General features: G+C 68.7%; 16 protein-coding genes. 5 read left to right on the top strand and 11 right to left on the bottom strand.

The window, feature by feature from the left end; translation table 11 throughout:
• The first annotated feature begins 192 nt into the window (after positions 1-192).
• Positions 193-471, top strand: coding sequence for a GIY-YIG nuclease family protein (locus AC1Q7H_RS07980; RefSeq protein ID WP_013951856.1), 279 nt, complete (start codon positions 193-195; stop codon positions 469-471).
• Positions 472-540: 69 nt separating this feature from the next.
• Here the strand turns inward: AC1Q7H_RS07980 and AC1Q7H_RS07975 are convergent, their stop codons facing one another.
• Positions 541-963 carry an organic hydroperoxide resistance protein gene (locus AC1Q7H_RS07975; protein WP_013951857.1) on the bottom strand — a complete coding sequence of 141 codons (423 nt, stop codon included), beginning with the start codon at positions 961-963 and terminating at the stop codon, positions 541-543.
• A gap of 46 nt (positions 964-1,009) precedes the next feature.
• A complete protein-coding gene (locus AC1Q7H_RS07970) occupies positions 1,010-1,486 on the bottom strand; it encodes a MarR family winged helix-turn-helix transcriptional regulator (RefSeq protein ID WP_492381102.1) in 477 nt (158 codons plus the stop codon).
• A gap of 181 nt (positions 1,487-1,667) precedes the next feature.
• Here AC1Q7H_RS07970 and AC1Q7H_RS07965 point away from each other — a divergent pair, with 181 nt between their 5' ends.
• Both AC1Q7H_RS07965 and AC1Q7H_RS07960 read left to right on the top strand, forming a co-directional pair.
• A complete protein-coding gene (locus tag AC1Q7H_RS07965; protein ID WP_211979538.1) occupies positions 1,668-3,134 on the top strand; it encodes a DegQ family serine endoprotease in 1,467 nt (488 codons plus the stop codon).
• Positions 3,135-3,394: 260 nt separating this feature from the next.
• Positions 3,395-3,727 carry a hypothetical protein gene (locus AC1Q7H_RS07960; RefSeq protein WP_010809792.1) on the top strand — a complete coding sequence of 111 codons (333 nt, stop codon included), beginning with the start codon at positions 3,395-3,397 and terminating at the stop codon, positions 3,725-3,727.
• Positions 3,728-3,879: 152 nt separating this feature from the next.
• Here the strand turns inward: AC1Q7H_RS07960 and AC1Q7H_RS07955 are convergent, their stop codons facing one another.
• The 5 genes from AC1Q7H_RS07955 to AC1Q7H_RS07935 form a co-directional block, all read right to left on the bottom strand.
• Positions 3,880-5,463, bottom strand: a complete 1,584-nt coding sequence (locus tag AC1Q7H_RS07955) for an MFS transporter (RefSeq protein ID WP_211979539.1) — start codon at positions 5,461-5,463, stop codon at positions 3,880-3,882.
• The gene (locus AC1Q7H_RS07950; RefSeq protein WP_013951861.1) at positions 5,460-5,948 is read right to left on the bottom strand and encodes a MarR family winged helix-turn-helix transcriptional regulator; all 489 of its coding nucleotides are present in this window, start codon (positions 5,946-5,948) and stop codon (positions 5,460-5,462) included. The genes AC1Q7H_RS07955 and AC1Q7H_RS07950 overlap by 4 nt, the downstream gene beginning before the upstream one ends.
• A 123-nt stretch (positions 5,949-6,071) precedes the next feature.
• Positions 6,072-8,042, bottom strand: coding sequence for a transglutaminase TgpA family protein (locus tag AC1Q7H_RS07945; RefSeq protein ID WP_492381101.1), 1,971 nt, complete (start codon positions 8,040-8,042; stop codon positions 6,072-6,074).
• Positions 8,039-9,070, bottom strand: a complete 1,032-nt coding sequence (locus AC1Q7H_RS07940; protein ID WP_211979541.1) for a DUF58 domain-containing protein — start codon at positions 9,068-9,070, stop codon at positions 8,039-8,041. Before AC1Q7H_RS07940 ends, AC1Q7H_RS07945 begins: the two co-directional genes overlap by 4 nt.
• A 5-nt stretch (positions 9,071-9,075) precedes the next feature.
• Positions 9,076-10,002, bottom strand: a complete 927-nt coding sequence (locus AC1Q7H_RS07935) for an AAA family ATPase (RefSeq protein ID WP_013951864.1) — start codon at positions 10,000-10,002, stop codon at positions 9,076-9,078.
• A 255-nt stretch (positions 10,003-10,257) separates the two neighbouring features.
• Between AC1Q7H_RS07935 and AC1Q7H_RS07930 the strand changes: the two genes are divergently transcribed.
• Complete coding sequence (locus AC1Q7H_RS07930) at positions 10,258-11,079, top strand: phytanoyl-CoA dioxygenase family protein (RefSeq protein WP_492381100.1); 822 nt, start codon at positions 10,258-10,260, stop codon at positions 11,077-11,079.
• Between the two features lie 15 nt (positions 11,080-11,094).
• On the opposite strand, the gene AC1Q7H_RS07925 is transcribed toward AC1Q7H_RS07930, so the two are convergent.
• Entirely contained in the window at positions 11,095-11,928 is an 834-nt protein-coding gene (locus tag AC1Q7H_RS07925; RefSeq protein WP_211979543.1) for an IclR family transcriptional regulator, read from the bottom strand.
• Positions 11,929-12,046: 118 nt separating this feature from the next.
• The gene (locus AC1Q7H_RS07920) at positions 12,047-13,648 is read right to left on the bottom strand and encodes an MFS transporter (RefSeq protein ID WP_013951867.1); all 1,602 of its coding nucleotides are present in this window, start codon (positions 13,646-13,648) and stop codon (positions 12,047-12,049) included.
• 61 nt (positions 13,649-13,709) lie between these two features.
• Here AC1Q7H_RS07920 and AC1Q7H_RS07915 point away from each other — a divergent pair, with 61 nt between their 5' ends.
• Complete coding sequence (locus tag AC1Q7H_RS07915; RefSeq protein ID WP_013951868.1) at positions 13,710-14,690, top strand: LysR family transcriptional regulator; 981 nt, start codon at positions 13,710-13,712, stop codon at positions 14,688-14,690.
• 53 nt (positions 14,691-14,743) lie between these two features.
• Here the strand turns inward: AC1Q7H_RS07915 and AC1Q7H_RS07910 are convergent, their stop codons facing one another.
• Both AC1Q7H_RS07910 and AC1Q7H_RS07905 read right to left on the bottom strand, forming a co-directional pair.
• On the bottom strand, positions 14,744-15,025 hold the full coding sequence (locus AC1Q7H_RS07910) for a hypothetical protein (protein ID WP_211979544.1): 282 nt from the start codon (positions 15,023-15,025) through the stop codon (positions 14,744-14,746).
• Between the two features lie 140 nt (positions 15,026-15,165).
• The gene (locus AC1Q7H_RS07905) at positions 15,166-15,729 is read right to left on the bottom strand and encodes a YggT family protein (protein WP_041228513.1); all 564 of its coding nucleotides are present in this window, start codon (positions 15,727-15,729) and stop codon (positions 15,166-15,168) included.
• Positions 15,730-15,750 lie beyond the last annotated feature (21 nt).

Here is a 15,750-nt window from a genome sequence, read left to right as displayed (position 1 = left end):
TCCGCGCCGATGATAGTGCGGATACCCGTGTGAAAGTAGGTCATCGCCAGGCTCTTATACCGCAGAACCCCCAGCCCCAAAAGGCTGGGGGTTTTTGCTTTGGCGCGGCGAAAATGCAATGACTCGCCGCCGCCGCACCGGCGTAATACCATTACCGCTGAAATCCCTCGCTGAATCCCCCATTACCCATCCATGTCGGCTGACAGCGCCTGGTATCTCTATCTGCTCGAATGCACCGGTGATTCCATCTACACCGGAATCACGACCGATGTTGCCCGCCGCTTCGCCGAGCATCTGTCCGGAAAAGGCGCCAAATACACGCGATCGCGCAAGCCCATACGCGTCCTGGGCCAGTTGCGCTTCGAGACGAAGTCCGAAGCGTTGAAGGCGGAAATCGAGATCAAGCGCTTGAGTTCGACGCAGAAGCGCGCATTTTGCGCCCAATTGCCGGCAGCCGAGCCGGCTCAGTAGACGGCAGGGCGATCAAACAAAAAGGCCGGTATCGCCTTCGCGATACCGGCCTTTTCCATGCCTGCAGGATCAGACCACAGTCAGCGTCACATCGATATTGCCGCGCGTTGCGTTCGAGTACGGGCACACCTGGTGCGCCTGTTCGACCAGCTTTTCGGCAGCCTCGCGCTCGAAGCCCGGCAGCGAGATCTTCAGTTCGACCTGGATGCCGAAGCCTTGCGGGATCGGGCCGATGCCGACGGCGCCCTCGATGGTGGCATCGGCGGGCACGGCGATCTTCTGCTGGCCGGCAACGTAGCGCATGGCGCCCAGGAAACAAGCCGAATAGCCGGCAGCAAAGAGCTGTTCCGGATTCAGGCCGTTACCGGCGCCACCCATTTCCTTGGGCACGGCCAGTTTGGCGTCGAGCTGGCCATCGGACGTGGTGGCACGGCCGTCACGGCCGCCGGTGGCGGTGGCATGGGCGGTATAAACGACTTTTTCGAGTTTCATCTAAGGCTCCGGTTTGTTGCCCGAGAGGGCGTATCAATGCTTGCCGTCAGTCCGGCAGGCTGGAATCGGTCCGCGCTTGTTCAAGCGACGACCGCAGTGCATGCAGGCGCTGCGTCAGGGCCTGGATCTCTTCGACCGGGCACTGCGTGGCGCACAACATCTGTTCAGGAATATGCTCGGCACGCTGGCGCAACGCACGGCCGGAGTCGGTCAGGCTGACCAGCACCCGCCGTTCGTCGGCTGCGTCACGTGTGCGCGTGACCAGCTGCGCCGTTTCCAGCCGCTTCAACAGCGGCGTCAGCGTCCCCGAGTCCAGTGCCAGCCGGGCGCCGAGTTCTGAGACCGTCAGCGTTTCCGTCTCCCACAACACCAGCATCACCAAATATTGCGGATAAGTAAGTCCAAGCTCACTTAAGAGCGGCTTGTACAACTTGGTCATGGCCAGTGAGCTCGAATACAGCGCAAAGCACAGTTGGCGATCCAGCAGCAGCCAGTTTGGGGAGGGGTCGTTGTCGCGTTCCATGGTGATATATTAAACACAATTAAATTGGGCGCAATGTAAATTTACACTTTTCCAAAATGTGCTCGATACGCCCGTGCATGGCCAGTGCTGAACCTTAAGTCTGTTTTAAGTCTGGGTCGCTAGCATGACCGTGTCGCGTCGCAAAGTGCCGACGCCTGATGCACAAGGAAAGGAACCACACATGATGCGCCAGACCATTGCTCGCACGGCCGTTGGTATCGCGGCCCTTGCCGCCCTTGGCGGCGGCTATGCCTATCTGCAGAAGGAAGTCATCACGCCGGGGTACGCGGCACCTGCGCCAGCCGTCGCGCCTGCGCAGCCGGCGGCCGCCGTGGCCACGCCGACGGATTTCTCCGGCATCGTGGCACAGTACGGGCCTGCCGTGGTCAATATCAGCGTCACCGCGCGCGCCCAGCGCACCGCGGCGCAGATGCCGCCGGGCATCGATCCGGACGATCCGCTGTTCCAGTTCTTCAAGCGTTTCGGGCCTCAGTTCCAGGGTCCGCAGGGCGGCCAGCAGCAACTGGTGCGCGGACTGGGCTCGGGCTTTATCGTGAGCCCGGACGGGCTGATCCTGACCAATGCGCACGTCGTCGACGGCGCGCAGGAGGTCACCGTCAAGCTGACCGACCGCCGCGAGTTCAAGGCCAAGGTGCTCGGCAGTGATCCGCAGACCGATGTGGCCGTGATCCGCATCGACGCCAGGAACCTGCCGACCGTGCGCCTGGGCGATCCTTCGCGGGTGCGCGTGGGCGAGCCGGTGCTGGCGATCGGTTCTCCATATGGCTTCGAGAATACCGTGACCGCGGGCATCGTCAGCGCCAAGTCGCGCTCGCTGCCGGACGATACCTATGTGCCGTTCATCCAGACCGATGTTGCCGTCAATCCCGGCAACTCGGGCGGGCCGCTGTTCAACCAGCGCGGCGAGGTGGTCGGCATCAACGCGCAGATCTACAGCCAGACCGGCGGTTACCAGGGCCTGTCGTTTGCGATCCCGATCGACGTGGCCACTAAGGTGCAGCAGCAGCTGGTGGCGCATGGCAAGGTCACGCGCGGGCGCCTCGGCATCAGCGTGCAGGAGGTGAACCAGGCGCTGGCGCAATCGTTCGGGCTGCCCAAGCCTACCGGTGCGCTGGTCAACTCGGTCGAGCCCGACAGCCCGGCCGCGCGCGCTGGCCTGAAGCCCGGCGACGTCATCGTGCAGCTGGACAATGACGTGATCGACCATTCGGGCGACCTGCCCGAGCACGTGGCCGATATCAAGCCGGGCACGCAGACCTCGCTGAAGATCATCCGCAAGGGCCAGCCGATGACGCTGTCGGTGACGGTGGGCACGGCCAAGGACCGGGCCGTCGCACAGAAGGGCGGCGGCAGCGAGGCCGGTGGCCGGCTGGGGCTGGCGGTGCGCCCGCTTACGCCCGCGGAGAAGCGTGACAGCGGCATCGACGGCGGCCTGGTGGTCGAGGACGTGGCCGGTCCCGCCGCGCGCGTCGGCATCCAGCCGGGCGACGTGATCCTGTCGCTCAACGGCACGCCCATCAGCTCGGCCGAGCAGCTCAGGTCGCTGGTATCGAAATCGGGCAAGCAGGTGGCACTGCTGGTGCAGCGCGACGATGCGCGCATCTTCATTCCGCTCGACCTGGGCTGATTGCCGCGGGCACGCCAGACTGCCCGCAAGCCGTTAACTGGCAAGGCTTTGCTGCCCGCGCGGGACGTATACCCCGACGTATACCGACACGTATACGAAGAGGGTATACGGCCCGCTAAGCCTTGCCGGAGGCGGGATTCAGCGCAACGAACTGCTTACAGAAAGCGCGCCAGCAGGTATTATCTCGACTGCGATGCACGAAGCATGCGGCGGCAGCCCCCGCCGACCCTGGTTCTGCTGAATCGACAAAGAGGAAGTCTATGCAGTTGGATTTCACCCGCGCCATCACGCCGGGTACCGATAGAGCGCGGCGACTGACGTCCACGACGTCCACCGCCGGCTCCGCGCCGAAGCCCCGGCGGCGCAAGAAGGTTGTCGCCCCCCACTGGGAGCGCGGCTACCGCTCACACTTCTACCGCAACGAACGCGGCGACAAGCTTGGCGAAGTGCGCCTGTCGGAGCGCGGCGACATCCCCGTGGTCTACCACTGGGCCGCCGGCAATTACTCTGGCGCAGAAGGCTCGCTGGCCCACGCCCGTGCGCGCGTGGAAGAGACCATCGGTTTCGGCATGCGCCAGCTGTCGCTGTTCTGAGCAGGTACTTCGCCGGTGCCGCATCCGCCGGCACTGCGACCCGTCCGCGCCATCGCCTCGTGCGCGGTGCCTTCGCTTCTCCCCGAATTCCGCGTCTGTCCCGCAGTAGTTCCAGTCGTCGCACGGCTTGCGCATAGCCGCTCGCGCGGGCTTCAGGCCAGCCGCCGCTGCAGCAGCATGTACGCCGCCGCACCCAGCGCCAGCACCGCAATCAGCCGATAGATATCCTCGCAGGCAATCAGCCTGGCCTGCTGCTCGATCAGCCCGTTTAGTTGTGCGAGCGCGCCCAGGTGGGCCTGCGCCGCATCGAAGCCGCGCGCGGCCAATGCTGCCTGCATGGCAGCCATCCAGTGTTCGGTCTCGGCGGGGCGCTGGCCCACCGCGTGCAGCAGGCTGTCGTGCACCGCGAACTGGCGGTTCTGCAGCAGCACCGCACCCAGCGCCGAGGCAAACGAGCTGGCGACCTGCCGCATCAGGTTCTTGCTGCGGTAGCCATGGGCGAATTCATCGGGACTCAGCGCCCGGAACGTCAGCCCGGCAATGGGGATGATCACCAGCACGCCGAACAGCCCCTTGCCGACCAGCCCCCATGCCAGCGCCGGCGGGCCGGCGTCGGGCGGCATCTGCGAGAACCACCATGCCGTGGCGGCTATCAGCACCAGGCCGGCGACCATCAGCGGCTTCTTGCGCGTCAGGCGCGGCGCCACCTGCAGGTAGACGAAGATGCCGGCCAGGCTGACCAGCGCGGCAAAGGTGTTGAGCCAGCCGGTTGTGGCCAGCGGGATCTTCAGTGCCTGCTCGGCGTAGATCGGGAACAGGTAGCCGCTCAGGTTGCTGATCATGTAGTACACGAAGTACATCGCCAAGCCGGTCAGGTACACCGGGTGGCGCAGTGCGCGCAGGTGCAGCACCGGATCGCGGTGGTGCCACTGGTGCCACAGGAACACGGCCAGCAGCGCCAGGCCCGCGGCAGCCACCAGCGCGAGCCGCAGCGGGTGCGAGAACACGTCGAAGCGCGCCTCGGTCAGCGCCGTCTGCAAGGTCACGATGGCGGCGCCGAACAGCAGCAGCGGCCCGAGCGCGGGGCCGCTGGTATCGGCGCGCGGCTCCGCATCCGGCAGCAGCAGCCAGGCACCCAGCGTGGCCAGCGCGGCGAACGGCAGCACGCCGTAGAACACGTCCTGCCATACGCCATGGTCGATCAGCTCGGCGGCGAAGGCCGGACCCAGCGCCGACGCCGAGAAGATGCCGATCATGAAAATGCGGGTGGCGCGCGGGCGTGCCGTCGGCCCGAACAGCACGTTGACCAGGATGCGGCAGCTGGTGAACAGCGCGCCGCCGCCCACGCCCTGGATAAAGCGCGCCACCACCATCTGCGGCAGCGCATGGCTGGTCGCGGCCACGACCGTGCCCGCCATGAACAGCAGCAGCGCCCCCGTCAGGTAGTAGCGGTAGCCGAACCGGCGCGACAGCCATTGCTGCTTCAGGATCATCAGCATGCTGCCCACCGCGTAGGCCGCCTGCACCAGCGCAAAGCTGCGCGGGTCGGCGTCGAGGCCGCCGACGATATGGCTGGAGGCAAACACGAACATGATGTTCTCGAGGAACTCCACGCCGGTGGCCAGCGCCAGCAGCATCATCAGCAGGATCTGGCGCTGCCGGTGGCTCAGCCAGCGCAGCCACCGCATGCTGACGCGCAATCGCCACAGCGGCTGCCAGGGTGAGCCGGGATTCATGGCTGGAGCCCCTCCAGGGTCTGGTGCAATTGGGTCAGTGCACGCGTGGCGCTGGCCAGGCCGCCTGCGCCGAGCGGCGCCCAGGCCTCGCCGTAGGCGGCATGCACCGCCGGCGCGGCGCGCTCCAGCAGCCGGCGGCCGGCCGGGGTCAGGGTCAGCTCCAGGCTGCGCCGGTCGCTGGCCGACGCCCGCCGGCGCAGCAGCCCGCGCGCTTCCAGGCCGTCCAGCAGCCGCGTCATCTGCGTGCGCGTGGCGTCCAGCGTGGTGCCCAGCTCGGACGGCATGCTGGGCTGGTTGTCGTCGACGGCAAGCATGCTCAGGAGCAGGTACTGGCTCATGTCCAGTTCGAACGGGGCCAGCGCCTGGTCGATATGGCCGCGCAGCAGGCGCGCGGTGCGCAGCAGCAGCCTGGAGGCCAGGATCAGGTCGCGCGGGGCCTCGGGATGGCTGGCGCAGAAGCGGTCGATGCGTTGTTCGAAAGACATGGCGGGAGGCGTTGCGATCCACGCGAGCGGCGGATCGGTTGCATTCGATATAGTTACAGATGAAATTATATCAAACGAAGCTAATTCTGTCGGGGCGTGCCGGCCGATCTGGCTGGCGGGGGCCTAATGCCGCAACGCCGCGGCGATCTGGCGAATGCCTGCCCGCATCGCTGCCAGCGCCTGCGCATGGCGCGCGGCCGGCAGGTTGCCGTAGCGCAAGCCGACATAGGCGGCGCTGACGGCAGCGATTGCGTCGGCCGCGCGCGGCAGCCGTGCGCTGGCGCGCGCGGCGAAGTCTTGCGGTCCTTCGGCCTGGGCGCGCTCGCAGCCGTGGCGGGCCAGCAGGGCACAGAAGCGGGCATAGGCCGCATCGACCGGGTCTGCCGGCCCGCGGCGCCGCCACAGCGGCACCAGTGCCAGCAGGCACAGTGCGCCCAGCACGCCGGCCAGCAACTGCCCGGCGCCCACGCCGGCGCCGAGTGCCAGCAGCAGCCGCTGCTGCTGCGCATGGTCGTACTGCAGCACCCAGCGCTGCCAGGTGTAGACGACGCCTTCATAGGCCCAGCGCAGGTCCTTCAGCCATGCCGGTTGCTGCGACGGCCGCCAGTCGGCGGCTTCGCTGCCCACCACCGCATCCAGTCCCTGCTCGATGCGGCTCGGCGCGACGGCGCCTGTCGGGTCCACGCGCACCCAGCCGCGGCCGTCCAGCCAGACCTCGGCCCAGGCATGCGCATCGGACTGGCGCACCACGTAGTGGTTGCCGATGGGGTTGTACTCGCCACCCTGATACCCCGTGACCACGCGCGCGGGCACGCCGGCAGCGCGCATCAGGAAGACGAAGCTGCTGGCGTAGTGCTCGCAGAAGCCGCGCCGGGTGTCGAGCAAAAAGCTGTCGACCTGTTCGCTGCCCAGCGGCGGCGGGCTCAGCGTATAGGCGAAGGGCGCCGCCGCGAACAGCCGCAGTGCGGCCTGCACGCGCGCGGCGGGATCGGCATGGCGGTCGGCCCATTGGGCGGCCAGCGCGCGGGCGCGCGGATTGCCGTCGGGCAGGCTCAGGGCCAGCCGGCGCGTGGCGGCTGTCAGCGCTTCGGGCGCGGGGGACAGCGTGGAATGCGTGCGGTAGCGGATGCGCTGGTCCACCGGCCCGCGCACCATGAATTCGCCGTCGGGCGTGGCGGCGGCGTCCACGCCGGCGGACAGGGCCTGGCCGCGGTCCAGCGCGAACAGCCAGCGCTGCTGGCTGGGCTCGAGCGTGATGCTGATGTCGATGCCTTCCGTGTTGCCGGCGGCGGGCGCGGGCGCCAGTTGCTGCCGGCGCTGTCGCGACGGGTGCCAGGTGGTGCCGTCGTATTCCCACAGCACCAGCGCACGCCAGTACAGCGCTGCGGAGGGCAGCGGCGGGCCGGCGACCTCGGCACGCAGGGCGACTTCCGGCGAGCGGATCAGCTGCCCGACGCTGCCCGGCCGCATGGTGTCGCTGATGCCGGTGGTGCCGCGCGGCGCCGATTGCGGCAGTTGCCACAGCGGGTGCTCCAGCCGGGGGAACAGCACGAACAGCGCCAGCGCCCAGGGCAGGCCCAGCAGCGCCATGCGTCCCAGCAGCGGCCAGATCGCCAGCCGGCTGCTCGCCTCGGGGTGGTGCAGCAGCAGCCAGTTGCGCAGCACCCAGGCGCCGATTGCCAGGCTGTACAGCGCCAGCCAGAACGGCTGGTCGGACAGGTACAGCGTCAGCAGCAGGTAGAACGACAACTGCGTGACCAGCGTCGCGTCCGACAGCGCGCGGCATTCCAGCAGCTTGAGGATGACAAAGGCGCCCAGCAGCGCCACCGCGAGCTCGCGCCCCATGCCGCCGCCGTCCTGCCACACCAGCGCGCTGGCCACCAGCAGCACCATGACCGCCGTGATGCCGAGCATCCAGCGCGAGGGCAGCGGCGCCCGCCTCCGCCACAGCAGCCAGCGCCAGCCCAGCAGCAGCACCAGCAGCAGGCTGACCGCCACCGGCAGCGTGCGCGCCTGCGGCGCCAGCACCAGCGCCAGCTGGCCCAGCAGCAGTCCATGGTCGTCATGCTGCAGCGGTCGCGCGACGGGTTTCACACCCGGTCTCCGGCACGGCAGGCCGCGGGCCGTTGCGGCCATAACGCCAGCGCTTCTAGGCAGGCGCGCCGGTGGCTGGCGCCGCGCGCCGGCGGCAGTTCAACGCCGGGCAGGCGCAGGCCGATCTCGGCATCGTCACCGGCGGCCAGCAGCCACGCGCACAGGCGCGACAGCCGCGCTTCCGCTTCCATGCCGGCCGGGAGTGCGTGCCAGTCCAGCCAGCGCGCCGGCTGCTGCGGCGGATCGCCGGCGCGACTGAGCCAGCGGCCGGTGCGCGCGCTGTGCTTCCAGGCGATGCGGTGCAGCGGGTCGCCGCTGCGGTAGCGGCGCAGCTGGTCGATGCCGTCGTCGCTGCTTGCCGCGCTGGCGGTGGTGTGCACGGCGTCGCCACCGTCGGGCCGATATGCGGCAGGCGGTGGCGGGGCATCGGGCTCCGGGGCAGGATAGACCAGCGTCGACATGTCCAGGTCCGCATAGCTCCAGACCCGGAACAGCCCGAACGGAAAGCGGCTGGCGATTGCCACGCGCGGCAGCACCAGCCGGCCCCGGCGCGCTGTTGGCACGTACAGGGCGAGCATGCCGCTGGCGCTGCCCTCGAGCATCAGCATGGCGATTGCCACGTTTGGCAGCGTCGGCACGTGCGCCTCGATGCCGATGCGCGCGTCGGCATCGCGGTTGTCGATGCGCAGCTGGAACACGGCATCCTGCCCGGCATAGGCCGGCGCCGCCGGGCCCGCGGCCACGGCGAGGTCGAGCAGGTTGCGGTAGGCCAGCCACATGCAGGCCATGCCGATGCCGGCCAGCAGGAAGGTCAGCGCAAAGCCCAGGCTGATGTTGTAGTTCAGCGAAGTCAGCAGCATCGCCGCCAGCACGACCGCAAAGCCGAGGCCGCCGCGGGTGGGCAGGATATAGAGGTGGCGGCGATCCAGCAGCAGCGTGCCGCCGGTTTCGCCGGCCGGGCGCCGGCCCGCCGTGCGGCGCTGAGCCATGGCCGGCGCGCCGCGGAGCACGCTCTTGCGCGCCGCCATGGCCTTCAGGGAATGGCCACGCCGGCCTGCAGCGCGGCCAGCTCGCCGGCAACGGCCGCATGGCCGCCCGCGCCGGCGGGCAGCAGCCGGTGCGTGGCCACTGCGGTGAAGACCGCCTGCACATCTTCCGGCAGCACCATGTTGCGCTGCGCCAGCAGGGCCCAGGCGCGCGCGCAGGCCAGCAGCGCCAGCCCCGCGCGCGGCGACAGCCCCGCGGCAAAGCCGCCGTGGCTGCGCGTGGCCTGCACCAGCGCCAGCACGTAGTCCACCAGCGCCGGGCTGGCGTACACCTGTGCGGCAGCCTCCTGCAGCGCCAGCACCTGGCTGCCATCCATCACCGGAGGCAGCTCCGGCGCGCTGGCGCCGCCCAGGTACAGCACGCGCTCGAAGACGGGGTCGGGGTAGCCGAGCGACAGCCGCATGGTGAAGCGGTCCAGCTGCGATTCGGGCAAGGCATGCGTGCCGATCTGCTCCAGCGGATTCTGCGTGGCGATCACGAAAAACGGCGACGGCAGCGCGTGCGTGGTGCCGTCATGGGTCACCTGCCCCTCGGCCATGGCCTCGAGCAGCGCGCTCTGGGTCTTGGGCGGCGCGCGGTTGATTTCGTCGGCCAGCACCACCTGCGCGAACACCGGGCCGCGATGGAAGCGGAACTCGCCAGCGTCGCGGACAAAGACGGAAACCCCGATCAGGTCGGCCGGCAGCAGGTCGCTGGTGAACTGCACGCGCTGGTATTGCAGCCCAAGCGTGCGCGCCAGCGCATGGGCCAGCGTGGTCTTGCCGACGCCGGGCACGTCTTCCAGCAGCAGGTGGCCGCGTGCCAGCATGCAGGCCAGCGCCAGCCGCACCTGTTGCGGCTTGCCAAGAACGATGCGGCCCAGCTGGGCCTGGGCCTCGGACAGCGAAGCGACGATGCGTGGGCGAGCTGTCACGTTGGACCTCGGCGCAAAAGGTGGAAAAAGCGGGTGGATGCGGGGAATATCGGGTGAAGACCAGCGCATTGTAGCGGCGCGGGCGGCACGCGGCACCGTCTGTTTCCGTACGGAGACAGACGATGCCCCGGCGCTGTCTGCATGGTTATGGTGCAGCGCCTGCGCCAGATCGCGCAGGTTCTGGCATCATGAGCCTGTCGGGCCACCGCGGCCCTTCCCATTCCTCTTTCCGCTGCCTGTGCCGCGCCTGCTGCAATGACCTCGCTGGACCCCTGCGCCGACCTGCCTTCCTCCGTCCTGTCTGCCGATCCCGGCGCGCTGCCGCGCCTGGTGCAGGCCTTCCACGCCAACGGTTTCGTGATCCTGCGCGGCTTTGCCGATGAGCCGGCGTGCGCGGCGCTGGAGGCGGTGACGCGTGAGCACCTGGCGGCGGCGGTGCCGCCGGTGGAGTTCGAGGCCGACCTGGGCTATCCCGGCGCGCCGGCCGCGCGCGATGCCGCTGGCGGCGGCACGGTCAGGCGGCTGCGCCAGGCCTACGGGCGCGACGAGGTCTTCTGCCGCTGGGCCAGCGACCCGCAGCTGGTGGCGGTGGTGCAGGCGCTGCTGGGCGAGCCCGCCCGCATCACGCTGGCGCACCACAACTGCGTGATGACCAAGCATCCGCACTACGGCAGCCAGACCGGCTGGCACCGCGATACGCGCTACTGGTCGTTTGCCCGGCCGGAACTGGTGACAGTGTGGCTGGCGCTGGGCGACGAGGACGAGCGCAACGGCGTGCTGCGCGTCATCCCGGGTTCGCACCAGGCGAAGCTGGAGCCGGGCCAGCTGGACCCGGCCGAATTCCTGATCGAGGCCCACCCGGCCAGCCAGCCCCTGCTGGATGCCGCGCAGCCGCTGGCGCTGCACCGCGGCGACGTGCTCTTCTTCGACAGCCGGCTGTTCCATGCGGCTGGCCGCAATGCGTCCAACGCGGTCAAGCTGTCAGTGGCGTTTGCGTATTTCGGGGCCAGCAACCGGCCGCTGGACGGCACGCGCTCGGCCGAATTCGGCAGCGTGGAGCTGCCCGCGGCAGTCTGATCCCGGCGGCCGCGCTCAGGTGCGCAGCCCGACCAGCCCGGAAATCTTCTCCGAAGCTTCCAGCAGCGGCGGCAGGAAACGCTCCAGCATCTCCTGCGCACTGGTGCGGTTGGCCTGGCCGCTGATATTGATGGCGGCGATGGTGTGGCCGGCGCGGTTGCGGATCGGCGCGGCCAGCGACACCAGCCCTTCTTCCAGCTCCTGGTCGTTGAGCGCCCAGCCGCGCTTGCGGATGTCGGCGACGATGGCCTTGAGCGCATCCACGTCGGTGACGGTGCGGCCGGTGCGCGCGCGCATTTCGGTGGCGCGCAGCACGCTGTCGAGTTCGGGCTCAGCCAGGCCGGCCAGCAGCACCCGCCCCATCGACGAGCAATAGGCCGGCAGGCGGCTGCCGATCGACAGGTTGATGGTCATGATCTTGCGCGCCGGCACGCGCAGCACGTAGACGATCTCGGTGCCGTCCAGCACCGAGATCGAGCAGCTTTCATGCACCTGCTGCGACAGCGTCTCCATGATCGGCTCGGCCAGGTTCCAGAACGGCATCGAGGTCAGGTAGGCGAAGCCCAGGTCCAGGATCTTGGGCGTCAGCCGGAACAGGCGGCCGTCGGCCTGCACGTAGCCCAACCCCACCAGCGTCAGCAGGATGCGGCGCGCGCCGGCGCGCGTCAGGCCGCTAGCCTGGGCGATCTCGGTCAGCGTCTGGGCCGGGTGCTGCGCGTTGAAGGCCCGGATGACCGACAGCCCGCGTGCAAAGGACTGCACATAGCTGTCGCTCGGCTTTTCGGGCGTGGCGGCGGCGGTCTGCGGTGCTTGCGGCGGGTTCTGGCGGGAATCGGCGGGACTGGCCATTTACGTAGCCCGGCGCGGTTCGCCGGATTGGCACGGAAAGGCCGAAAGGGTAGAGGAAATGCCGGGATTGCGCCAGTACCGGCCCCGGGCGCGGCCTGGCGCCCGGGGCGTGGGTTCCTTACCGGAAGCTGCGCTGCGCCAGCACGAACACCGCTGCCACCACGCACAACACGGCAAAGCCGTGCAGCATGTCCATGCCGGCCAGCAGCGTGGCCTGCCGGTCGACTTCCAGCGAGATTTTGGCCAGACTCGTTGCCGAGAGCGCATCCGGCGCCTGCAGCACCGGGTTGTAGCGCGTGATGTGCTCCACCAGGTGGGTGCGGTGCTGCGCCAGGCCGTCCTGCATGAACACGCTGGCCAGGCCGGTGCCCATCGCCGAGGCGATCTGCTTGCACACGTTCTTGAACTGGTAGGCGTGCGAGAAATCCTCGACCGGCACTTCCAGGTAGGTCATCGATGCCACCTGCACCATCAGCAGCACCGGCGTCAGCCCTTCAAGCAGCACCACCGGCACCAGCGCGTAGTCCGGCGCGCCCGGCATCAACTGGTGCGACAGCAGCATCGCCGCGCAGGCGTAGACGACAAAGCCGATGGCGATCACGCGCCGCTTGCGGAACACCAGCGCCATGCCCAGCGTGATGACGACGGCGCCGATGGTCGACACCGTGCCGCTGGTCGACAGCAGCATGCAGGTAGTGCGGAAGGTCAGCCCCAGGCCGGTCTGCGTGAGCGACGGCAGCAGGAACGACCAGGCCGACGAGAGCAGGTAGTACAGCGTGTAGAAGCCCAGCCCGTACAGGTACTGGCGCCCGGCCAGGCGCGAGAAGTCGATCCACGGGTCGGGATGGCGATACAGCCGCCAGCCGCTGAAGGCGAACAATGCCAGCCCGCACAGCGCGGCCAGCGGCATTTCCAGCGAACTGAAGAAGCGCGTATAGCGCATCTCCTGCAGCGTGTGCAGGAACACCAGCGCGCCCAGCGCGGCGGCGATGGCGGCGGGCCAGTCCAGTGTCGATACCGGCGGATGCGGGTCGCGCGGCGCGCGGGTCGGGTAGGTCAGCGCCACCGACAGCAGCACCGGCAGGGCAATGCCGGCCTGGAACAGGAACACCGCGCGCCAGCCGATATCGTCCAGGAAGATGCTGGTCAGCCAGGGCGTGATGGCCAGCATCGAGAACGCGCCGCCGCCGAAGCGCAGCATCAGCGGGCCGCGCTCGGCCGGCGTCGACACCAGCTGCACCAGGATGCGCGAGGCCGCGAACAGGCCGCCGGCACCCAGCCCCTGCACCGCCTTGCCGGTGATCAGCCCGGTGGGGCTGGCAAACTCGGCGCAGATCAGCGAGCCCAGGACAAATACCAGCAGCGACCCCATGGTGAAGCGCTTGTAGGTGATGCGGCGCGCGACCTGGTCCAGCACCATGTTCATCAGCACCGCGGTGGCCGCGTAGGCCGAGATCGCGTACAGATAATCTTCCGGCGCGGCACCGACGCCGCCCTGGATATGCTGGCTGGCCACGCCCATCATCAGCGTGGAAGAGAAGTCGATGCCGGTCACCAGCCCGAGCGTCAGGCCGAACAATGAAAGACGCCAGTGACCCATTTCCGGGTGACTGGCGAGCTGCATGCGCGGGCGCTGGGGTGTGGGGGCGGCGGGGGCTAGGGCTGCTGGAACTGCGGGGGCTGAGGCGTCCGGTCCAGCTGGGACAGGCGTTTGTTGCATCGCTCAAGCATAATGTAGGCCTGCCGTCGGGAACTACAGCTTGTCAGGGAAACATTGTCCGGTGAACGAAACAATCCAATGGAATGATTGGGAGGCGTTCTGCTGCGTGGTCGAGCAGGGGACGTTCACGGCCGCGGCGGAGCAGCTGGACTGCCCCAAGTCGCGAGTCTCGGCCGCGGTGGCGCGGCTGGAAACCGCCATCGGCGCCAAGCTGCTGGAGCGCACCACGCGGCGCATGCGCCTCACGGATGCGGGCAAGGCGGTCTACCGCGATGTTGCCCCCTTGTTTGCGCGCCTGCGCGAGATTCGCCAGGAAACGCTGGCGCGTGAAGAGCGCGTACAGGGCGTGCTGCGCATCGCCACACCCTATGAGTTCGGCGCCCAGCAGCTGGGCGGCGTGATTTGCCGCACGCTGGCGGCGCACCCGGCGCTGGATGTGGCCGTGGAAATCACCCAGGGCCTGGTCGACCCGATCCGCGACGGGTTTGACGTGGCCTTTGTCGTCGTCGATACCGACCTGCCGGACTCGGGCACGGTGGCGCGCCGTATCTACCACGTCGAACGCGGCCTGTTTGCCGCGCCGGCGCTGGCGGACAGCCTGCCGGCGCAGCTGCGCCCGGAAGACCTGGCCAATATGCCGACGCTGACCACGCCCGGCGACACCGTCTGGGAATTCACCCGCGACGGCCAGACCGTGTCCGTGCCGATCCGTCCGCGCATGCAGACCCACAACGCCGAACTGCGCGTGCAGGGTGCGCTGGCGGGGCTTGGCATCGCCCGGCTGTCGGTCATTTATTGCGAGGCCGAGATTGCGCAAGGGCGGCTGGTGCGCGTGCTGCCGGACTACCCGCTGCCGCCGCTGCGCGTGTTCGCGCTGCTGCCGGACCGGCGGCTGCAGCCGCGCAAGGTGCGGGCCTTCATGGAAGCGATCGAATCGATGATGGTGTCCGAGCTGGAGCCCAACGCGGGCCTGGACGGGGGCATGGGGGCGGAAGCAGCCGCGAGCGGGCATGCTGAGGGAGAGGCCCACCCGGCGGGTTGAGGGCGCTGGCGGGCCGCCACGGCCGGGGCCGTGGCAAGGGAAGGGGCAGGGACTCAGGCGCCGTCGGTGAAGGCGTCGCGGCGGTCGGTGACATTGGCGCCGTCAGTGAACGGGTCAGGCTTGCCAACCCGCGCGCCATCGGTGTACGGATCGGGCTGGCCGATTTTGGCGCCGTCCAGGAACGGGTCGGCCTTGCCGACGTGGGCGATGCTGCCGTCCAGGCGGGCGATGTCGGAAACGGGTTCGGAGGCGTGGGCGGCGGCCGCGGAAAACGACAGGCTGACGGCGCACAGCAGGGAAAGCGCCAGGCTGCGGCGTTGGGTGATGGTCTTCATGATGTGTGGTCCTTCTAAGGCAGGGTACGTGGCGGAAGCGCCGCGGTGCCTGTAATGTAGGACTTCACACTGGGCAGAAAAAGGGGCAATTCTCGACACACTGTCCAGGACTCTGGACAATGTGCCGAGCCGCCGGTAGGTCAGTAGTGCATGCCGAAGATGCCGGCGCCCAGCCGCGCGATCACCATCAGCAGGATCTGCGCGATCACGAACAGCACGAGCGGCGAAACATCGAAGCCGCCCAGGCGCGGCACCACGCGCTGGATCGGGCGCAGCACCGGCGCGGTCAGGTGGTCGATGGCCGGGGTGACCGGCGAATGCGGGTTGACCCACGACAGGATCGCCATCAGCAGCGTGACCCACATCACCAGGCTGATCGCCCATTTCAGCACATAGAGCAGGGCGGTCAGCAGCATGGCCGGCAGGAAGCCCAGCAAGTCGATGCCGCTGATCAGCGCGACCAGCACCAGGAACACCACCGCGGTCAGCCAGGCGCCCACCACCGTGGCCCAGTCGATGCCGCCCAGCCCGGGGATGATCCGGCGCAGCGGGCGCACCAGCCAGTCGGTGATCTGGAACACTCCCTGGGAGACCGCATTGCGCGTAGGCAGCCGCGTGAGCTGCATCCACACGCGCAGCAACAGCGCCATGCCGAACAGGGTGAAGACGGTATCCAGCAGGAAGAGAGCGATTTCCGAGAACATCGGTGCGTTTTCCGGTGACGG

The sequence above is a fragment of the Cupriavidus sp. GW823-FHT06D04 genome (genome assembly GCF_058795055.1).
Note: the sequence above shows the minus strand (reverse complement) of the source record. Positions and strands in the feature narration are given on the sequence as shown.